Raw genomic sequence first — 7910 nt, forward strand, 5'->3', positions numbered from 1 at the left:
AGTCCTATTTGACGAAGAGCCTATCTTATTAGAGACAGCTTGAGTCTTTTGGAAAATGTTTGATTATTCGTTAATGTTACCTAAACGTACAGTATCACGAACGATTACTAACTCTTCGTCGGTTGGAATAGTGTAAATTGCAACTTTCGAATCTTCGCTAGAAATTTTTGCTTCATCACGTGTATCATTTGCTGCTTCATCGATCTTCATACCGAAGAATGCCATATGGTCATCAATGATTTCTGCACGTGTACGGCCAGAGTTTTCACCAATACCAGCTGTAAATACAACGGCATCAACGCCACCCATTACAGCGATGTATTGACCAATGTATTTACGTACGCGGTCGTAGAAGATTTCTAAGGTAGTTTGTGAACGTTCGTCACCATTATCAGCTGCATCTTCAACATCACGCATATCAGATGAAACACCTGATAAACCTAATAAACCAGATTTATTATTCAAAATAGAGACCATGTCATCGATATCAGTAATATTTAATTTCTTCATTAAAAATTGAACTAAAGATGTATCAATATCACCAGAACGTGTACCCATTGTAATACCCGCTAATGGTGTGAATCCCATAGAAGTATCAACAGATTTACCACCATCTACAGCAGTAATAGAACCACCGTTACCTAAATGACAAGTGATAATTTTTAAATCTTCAATAGGTTTACCCATTAGTTCAGCTGCTCGATTGGCTACATATCTGTGTGAAGTACCATGTGCACCATAACGACGAGCACCAAATTCTTCATAGTACTCTAACGGAATAGAATATAAATATGCTACTTCAGGCATTGTTGAGTGGAACGACGTATCAAAAATACCGACAGCAGGTTTCCCAGGCAATACTTTTTGGAAAGCGCGAATAGCTCGAGCTTCTGGTACATTATGTAGAGGTGCAAATTCTGCTAACTCCTCAATTTTTTGAATTGCTTCGTCATCTAATAACGTAGACTCTTTAAATATTTCTCCACCAGCTACCACACGGTGACCAGTACCAGAAATTTCATCATAACTAGTAATAATGTTTAAAGTGCTTAATTGGTTTAATAAGAATTCAATAGCTACTTCATGGTTATCAATATCTTTAACATCCTCAAATTTTTGGCCTTCACCATACTTAATAGAAATGTTAGAGTTACCGATTCCAATACGGTCGATTTGACCTGAAGCTACAACCTCTTCACTAGGCACTTCGTAAATTTTAAATTTTAAACTAGAAGAACCTGCGTTTACAGCAATTACTTTAGACATGCTTTCTCTCCTTTAATCTTAAATCAATATTATTTAATATACTTCATTATAACATGACATGTTTCGTTATGGTAAAGACATTTGGATTCTATTCTCTGGGAAATGCATTTTTTGCAAAGTAGCTATTTCAAAGCCTACTTCATTTTCTCAAGAAAGTTTTCAAAAGCCCCCAAAAACTTAGGCAATTCTTCCTGACTCTTCAAGTCCGGAATTTCACCGACAAGTACATTCTCACTTTGTTTAGCCTTGTCGCCCGCTTTTTGCACTAATAAAATAGCTTTTCTAGATTTCTCATTATTGAAAAGATTGCTTGGTAGTGACAATAAAGCTTGGAAATAACCATGCTCACCAATGGCTTCAATTAAGGTCTTTATATTTTCATCTTGGATAAGGCCAGCAGGCACAATATAAATACCCCAACCATTCGGTTTCAAGTAACGTAACCCTTGTTCTACCATCAAATAATGAACAAAAGCATGTTGACCTTCCGCACGATTTTTAGCCGAAGAATAGGTGTCTGCTACTTCATCTACTGGATAATAGCCTAAGGGTAAATCACCTACAATTAGATCACTTGGTGGGACAATCAGATTTTGTAATGAATCTCCTAAATATAAATTAGCTGGGATATCTTGTAGACGGGTGGAAACATCCGCGATTGACAACATTAAGTCATCGTTATCATAGCCAAATCCTTGAATTTTATAACCAGAAGCCTTCAAAGCATTATAAATAATGGCGTACAAGTTTCCAGTCCCCATTGTCGAATCAAAGAAGGTGATCTCCGTATGATCTGCTTTATCAGCTAGATGCCCATGGTCTACCAGTTTAGTAGCAAAGTACCCCATTAAAACCGCGATAGCTTCAGGTGTCATATGATAATTAGCTTGTAATTGATCAGCTTTTTCCCCTTCAATAAAGGCAAATTGAACCGCCTTACGAATATCTTCAGCTTCGTATTCTTGAAGATTGATATTACTATAAATCTCTTTCAATTGCTCAGCCACTTCATCACTTGGTCGCTGGTCGATTTGTTGCACTTCACCATCAGCAAGATTTTGCAAAGTTTCAAATAAAGCTTCTAGGTAAGAAAACTCCAGCGCTTCCTGAATCAAAATCGTTGAGTCATGCAATACACCAAATAATTGGTTGATATTTTCTACTGACATAGTACTTCCTCTCTCTCATTATGCTACTACATACCTATTTTCAACGAAGAATAGCTTCCTGTCAATCATTGCGACTAAAACACACGACAAGCAATCAACGATACATCCATCTTGTCTTTATGCCAAAATAGCAACAATAACCTAAGCTGTTCTAAACAGATTAGGGGATTTTTCCAGGCAAAAGAAAAGCGCCTGAACCTTAAGTTCAAGCGCTCTATTCATATCAGATTATTCAGCAGCTACTGGGTAAACTGACACTTGTTTTTGGTCACGGCCTTTACGTTCGAAACGAACGATTCCATCAACTTTAGCAAATAAAGTATCGTCTCCACCGCGTCCTACGTTTACACCTGGGTAAATTTTAGTACCGCGTTGACGGTATAAAATTGAACCACCTGAAACTTCTTGACCGTCAGCACGTTTAGCACCTAAACGTTTTGCTTGAGAGTCACGACCATTGGCAGTAGACCCGCCCCCTTTTTTGTGGGCGAAGAATTGTAAATTAAATTTCAACATGGGATAACCTCCTCTAATATTTCGTTGTTTTGGATACATGTATAAAGTCACTGTAATTGGCTTCAATATCTTCAGACAAGGCCAAATAGCAACTTGTTAATAACATTTGAGCAAGTTGCCCCTGCTCCGTAGAGAGATCCTTGGTTAACTCAACATACAAGTAACCGCCATTTTCTTCATCGGCTTCAATAAGCGGTTCGATACTTGCCATACGTGTCAGGTTATTCACAGTTGATAAAACTACTGCGGATACGCCTGCACAGACAACATCTTGCCCATATTCACCAGCAAATGCGTGGCCAGAAACTTCAAAGCTAACAAATTGATCTTTCTCGTCAGTTTTAAAAATTGCTTGAATCATGTCATCACACTTTTAATTAAGCGTTGATTGAGTCGATAACAACTTTAGTGTATGGTTGACGATGACCTTGTTTACGGTGAGAATCTTTTTTAGCTTTGTATTTGAAAGTTGTTACTTTCTTTTGACGACCTTGTTTTTCAACAGTTGCTTCAACAGTCGCACCTTCAACTAAAGGTGTTCCTACTTTAACATCGTCACCACCAACAAAAACTACTTGATCAAAAGTAACTTTTTCTCCTGCTTCTGCATTTAATTTTTCAATGTAGATAGCTTGTCCAGCTTCAACTTTAATTTGTTTTCCACCAGTTTTAATAATTGCGTACATCTAACGCACCTCCTTATATAGACTTAGACTCGCCACGACACGTGGTCTTTCGACTCTTAACATACGATGTCATGTGCGGTTGCAGTGTGGTGCTCACACTTTTTACAACATCATATATATTACCAAATTAACCTAACTTCGTCAAGAAAAACCATCATCATTAAGTTAAAAAGTTGATAAAATCTTCTTTGGACTATTTGGCGAATGCAGTAGATGATTCAATTCTTGTCCCAATCTGTTTACCAAAGACTGTATCGTGGGTAACAATCAGTATGGCTTTGCCTTGTTCTTTAGCTAAGGCCGTAATCAAACCACCGATTTGATCAGCTGACTCTCTATCCAAAGCTGAAGTAGGTTCATCAAAACACAATACACTTGGGTTTAACATTAACGCTCTAGCAATTGCCACCCGTTGCTTCTGTCCACCTGATAATGTGGATGGAAATACATCTGCTTTGTCAGATAAACCAACATCTGCTAATAATTTTTTACCCTCTTCAATCAATGCTGCTTTATTTTTCAGACCTTGTGCTAAGGGGGCTTCAATCAGATTTTGAATCACGGTTAAATTCGGAAACAATTGGTAATCCTGGAAAACCATCCCTAATTCATTTTGATAAGCACGGCGTTCACTATTTGAACTATAGACAGCTTTAGTGCCGTTATCTTTTGATAAGACTTTGCCATTAATTTCAATCGTGCCGCGGTCAGCTTCTTCAAGATTATTGATAATACGCATAAATGTTGTTTTACCTGTCCCTGAACGACCTAGTAAAATCACCACTTCACCTGGGTTGATTTCAAAATTATAATCTTTAATAACTTGGTTATCCTTATAAGCCTTATTTAGTCCTGATACTTTCAATGACATACGATGACCTCCCTTTTACCATTTCAATTGGTTTTCAAATTTGCGTAAGACGAATGTGAGTCCTGCTGTGACGATTAGGTATATAGCTCCCGCAACTAAGTATGGTGCTAGCGATGCATAGGTATTCGCTGCGATATTTCCGGCTCTTAGTAACTCACCAAGACCGATAACATATACTAATGAAGTATCTTTAACTAAGGAAATCACTTCGTTACCAATTGAAGGTAATACAATATTTACTACTTGTGGTAAGATAATTCTTCTAAAACCACGGATTTTACCAATACCTAATACCGAAATACTTTCATATTGACCGTCCGGCACTGCTGAAATACCACCTCTAAAGATTTCTGCAAAATAAGCAGCATAGTTAATCACATATGCAAGAACAGCTGCTGGGAATCGATCCATAGCGATACCAATATATGGTAAACCAAAGAAAATCACCATCAATTGAAGCATTAGTGGACTACCACGCATGATGAAAACATAAGCTTCAATAATTCCTTGTAACCATTTTGGTCCAAAGACACGTAAGATACCGATTAAGAAACCGATTGGTACTGAAATGACTAATACGATTGCAAATAAAAGTAAAGTGAGTTTTAATCCGTTTAATAATGATGGTAATACTGTCATCACAATATTTGATGAGCCCGTTGATTCTGAATCTTCACCAAACCATTTCGCATCAATTTCATCATATGTACCATTTTGTCTTAACTCTTCAATCCCCGCATCCACTTGTTCTTTTAATTCGGTATCAGATTTTCTAAAACCAACACCCATCGGTTCGATAGATGTTTCATCTACAAAGTACTCATATTCATCCAAAGTCCCTTTTTGATTTAAGGTATAACGAGAATAAATATCCCCAGCATAGATTGCGTCTACCCGGTCAGCATCCAGATCAGCAAATACTTCATTGTATGAAGGATATAAGATGGGTTCATCAGCTAATTGATTGTATAAGTCATCTGGCCACTCCTGCATGAATGTTAAGGCTGTTGACCCAGATTGAGTGGCTATTGTTTTACCCGCTAAATCTGAAAGTTCTTCAATACCTGACCCCTTCTTACTGATAATCGTTTGTCCAGATTCGATATAGGGTTCTGAGAACAAGACCTTTTCTTCACGCTCTGGCGTAATACCATATCCATTCCAGATCATATCGATATTCCCTGAATTTAACTCAGTTTCTTTCATCGCCCAGTCTATTGGTTGAAACTCAAGACTCCATCCATAAAGGTCGGCTACGGCATTGGCCAAGTCAATGTCAAAGCCGACTAATTCACCTGAACCATCTCGGAAACCCATCGGTGCATATGTATCGTCTAAACCGATAACATAAGTTTCGCCGCTCGTATTCTCAGATTCCGTTGCTTTAACTGATGTTTGTCCTACAGCAAACACTAATCCTAACGATAAAATAATTGATAATAATAGATTACTAAATGTAAAATTCTTCATTACTTCCACCCTCCAGTTGAATAAAAAAACGCCCTTCTACACCAAACTCCGTTGGTATAAAAGGACGTGAAATAAACGTGGTTCCACCTTTTTTCATAGTAACCTCGCGATTACTATCTCTGCATGTCAAACTTGACACTGTGATTAACGCTCACGCACGAATTATCTTTAATAATTTGCTCTTGGGTGTGTAGATACGATTTTTATACCTATTCTCAGCTTCGCTAGGCTCTCTTTAATAAAAGGTTCGTAACCTCTTCCAATCAACACTTTTCATATTTGTAAATTCATTATAATCATTTTTTAATTTTTAATCAAGCATTATTTTTCAAACCAAATCACTAATTTCTGAATTAGCCAAATAAAAATAAATCCTAAGAAAGCATTGAATAATAATGATGGTATATAGTTTTGGCTTAAAAAGTAATTATAGGCGCTATTATGTATGTCGATTAAATAATACAAGGCATAGATAAAGTGCGTATAACCAGTATAAACAATTAATAGCCACAACCAGATTGTATAAAAATTCATTGGGAACTTTTTAATGACAGCCCTAGTTAGAATGACGATTATCGGAAATAGGAATAAATTCACACCCAAGATTGAAGAATAATAGGCGTCGTATATAAACCCTATGACAATGCTCACTAAGAATATATTCGTATCATTCATTAAATATACAGCGAGTAAGGTGATCACCATCAGCGTAAACTGGGGACTGATTTGAAAGTTCTCACTCCCTAAACTGTAGGATAGCATGGTCATTACACTACCATCTAACAATAGAATTAAGAATACAAAACTTGGAATCAAAAAGTTATTCTTAAAAAAATGTAACATACTGACCTCCCCTACTCATCACTAGCTGAAGAGGCAGAAGATGATTCATCAGCTTGATCCTCACTATCAACAGATGAGTCGCCTGAAGAGTCATTCAAAGTCATTACAACCAATACAGTTCGGATATCTTTAAAGTCAGCAGCTGGTTTTACTTTAACAGACTGAGACAAGCCAAAGTTATCAGATGAAGCTGAGGTTACTTCACCAATAATTAACCCTTCTGGAGATACCCCACCAAGCCCACTTGTTGTCACAGTGTTACCTTCAGAAATTTGAGCATCTTTCGGCACTTGTTCAAGAATTAATTCCTGTGATTTTTCATCATAGTCGGATAAAATACCAGACACAATACCATCAGCCGTTTGAATACTGACAGCAACATTCGTCATTTGATTATTTTCAGTAATTAGTAACTGAACTTTAGAACTAGTAGCAGATACTTCAGTTACATGCCCAACAAGACCACTCTCAGTCATTACAGACATGTTCTTCTCAACGCCACTATTGGATCCCACATCAATTGTAATAGAGTCTAACCAAGTATCAGGTGATCTAGAAATAACAGATGAAGCAATTACATTTTTACCCACCAAAGACGGTTGTAAGTCTAGTAAGGCAGATAATTCTTCATTCTCACTTTGTAATATCTCATTTTGAGCTTCTAGTTCCTCAAGCGAAGAAATTTGGCTTTTCAATCGTTGGTTTTCTTCATAAGTGTTCATTAAATCGTTAATTGAATCTGTAAAGCGCATCATCGCATTCGTAGGTGTAGAAACAAATCTACCCACAACAGCGGTCACATCATTCACCCATAAGATTGGTTTGGGCATCTGTGATTGACTAAATATTGAGTAGGCAATCATACTGAATGAAGTGATGACACTAACAAGCAGGACAATTAATTTTTTATTTTCAAAAAATCGTCGCAATATTATCCATCCCTTCACTTACATATGGTATTTATTATAACAAAGTCTAAAGTTAATTTGTAATGTTTATCTATGCATTTCTATCCTTAATGTTTATTTTAGGATAATCTTAAGAGAATATAAAATGCATAAACGAAAAAAGGGCTCTACAATATATAGG

General features: G+C 36.8%; 9 protein-coding genes and 2 other annotated features. All 9 genes read right to left on the reverse strand.

The features are described from left to right. Positions 1–63: 63 nt before the first annotated feature. On the reverse strand, positions 64–1266 hold the full coding sequence (locus B2V22_RS04580) for an acetate/propionate family kinase (RefSeq protein WP_290490797.1): 1203 nt from the start codon (positions 1264–1266) through the stop codon (positions 64–66). A 134-nt stretch (positions 1267–1400) separates the two neighbouring features. Then, a complete protein-coding gene (locus B2V22_RS04585) occupies positions 1401–2435 on the reverse strand; it encodes a class I SAM-dependent methyltransferase (protein ID WP_290490798.1) in 1035 nt (344 codons plus the stop codon). A 228-nt stretch (positions 2436–2663) separates the two neighbouring features. Next, positions 2664–2951 (reverse strand): 50S ribosomal protein L27, encoded by a 288-nt coding sequence (gene rpmA, locus B2V22_RS04590; RefSeq protein ID WP_290490799.1) that lies wholly within the window; start codon positions 2949–2951, stop codon positions 2664–2666. A gap of 13 nt (positions 2952–2964) precedes the next feature. Next, positions 2965–3312, reverse strand: coding sequence for a ribosomal-processing cysteine protease Prp (locus B2V22_RS04595; RefSeq protein ID WP_290490800.1), 348 nt, complete (start codon positions 3310–3312; stop codon positions 2965–2967). Positions 3313–3328: 16 nt separating this feature from the next. Then, complete coding sequence (rplU, locus tag B2V22_RS04600) at positions 3329–3637, reverse strand: 50S ribosomal protein L21 (protein ID WP_290490801.1); 309 nt, start codon at positions 3635–3637, stop codon at positions 3329–3331. Between the two features lie 15 nt (positions 3638–3652). After that, positions 3653–3728 (reverse strand) — a sequence feature (ribosomal protein L21 leader region). 102 nt (positions 3729–3830) lie between these two features. Continuing rightward, positions 3831–4508 carry an amino acid ABC transporter ATP-binding protein gene (locus tag B2V22_RS04605; protein ID WP_290490802.1) on the reverse strand — a complete coding sequence of 226 codons (678 nt, stop codon included), beginning with the start codon at positions 4506–4508 and terminating at the stop codon, positions 3831–3833. Between the two features lie 15 nt (positions 4509–4523). After that, a complete protein-coding gene (locus B2V22_RS04610) occupies positions 4524–5978 on the reverse strand; it encodes an ABC transporter permease subunit (protein WP_290490803.1) in 1455 nt (484 codons plus the stop codon). Between the two features lie 57 nt (positions 5979–6035). After that, positions 6036–6254 (reverse strand) — a binding site (T-box leader). A 45-nt stretch (positions 6255–6299) separates the two neighbouring features. Further along, positions 6300–6821 (reverse strand): rod shape-determining protein MreD, encoded by a 522-nt coding sequence (gene mreD, locus B2V22_RS04615; RefSeq protein ID WP_290490804.1) that lies wholly within the window; start codon positions 6819–6821, stop codon positions 6300–6302. A gap of 11 nt (positions 6822–6832) precedes the next feature. Then, positions 6833–7750, reverse strand: coding sequence for a rod shape-determining protein MreC (mreC, locus tag B2V22_RS04620; protein WP_290490805.1), 918 nt, complete (start codon positions 7748–7750; stop codon positions 6833–6835). Positions 7751–7910: the final 160 nt, after the last annotated feature.

The organism is Aerococcus sp. UBA6277 (assembly GCF_002440555.1).
Taxonomy (GTDB): Bacteria; Bacillota; Bacilli; order Lactobacillales; family Aerococcaceae; genus Aerococcus.

What these genes read in the sequence shown, in the direction of transcription:
- B2V22_RS04580 (WP_290490797.1), bottom strand. Translation starts at nt 1,266, where the DNA reads ATGTCTAAAGTAATTGCTGTAAACGCAGGTTCTTCTAGTTTAAAATTT.
- B2V22_RS04585 (WP_290490798.1), bottom strand. Translation starts at nt 2,435, where the DNA reads ATGTCAGTAGAAAATATCAACCAATTATTTGGTGTATTGCATGACTCA.
- rpmA (WP_290490799.1), bottom strand. Translation starts at nt 2,951, where the DNA reads ATGTTGAAATTTAATTTACAATTCTTCGCCCACAAAAAAGGGGGCGGG.
- B2V22_RS04595 (WP_290490800.1), bottom strand. Translation starts at nt 3,312, where the DNA reads ATGATTCAAGCAATTTTTAAAACTGACGAGAAAGATCAATTTGTTAGC.
- rplU (WP_290490801.1), bottom strand. Translation starts at nt 3,637, where the DNA reads ATGTACGCAATTATTAAAACTGGTGGAAAACAAATTAAAGTTGAAGCT.
- B2V22_RS04605 (WP_290490802.1), bottom strand. Translation starts at nt 4,508, where the DNA reads ATGTCATTGAAAGTATCAGGACTAAATAAGGCTTATAAGGATAACCAA.
- B2V22_RS04610 (WP_290490803.1), bottom strand. Translation starts at nt 5,978, where the DNA reads ATGAAGAATTTTACATTTAGTAATCTATTATTATCAATTATTTTATCG.
- mreD (WP_290490804.1), bottom strand. Translation starts at nt 6,821, where the DNA reads ATGTTACATTTTTTTAAGAATAACTTTTTGATTCCAAGTTTTGTATTC.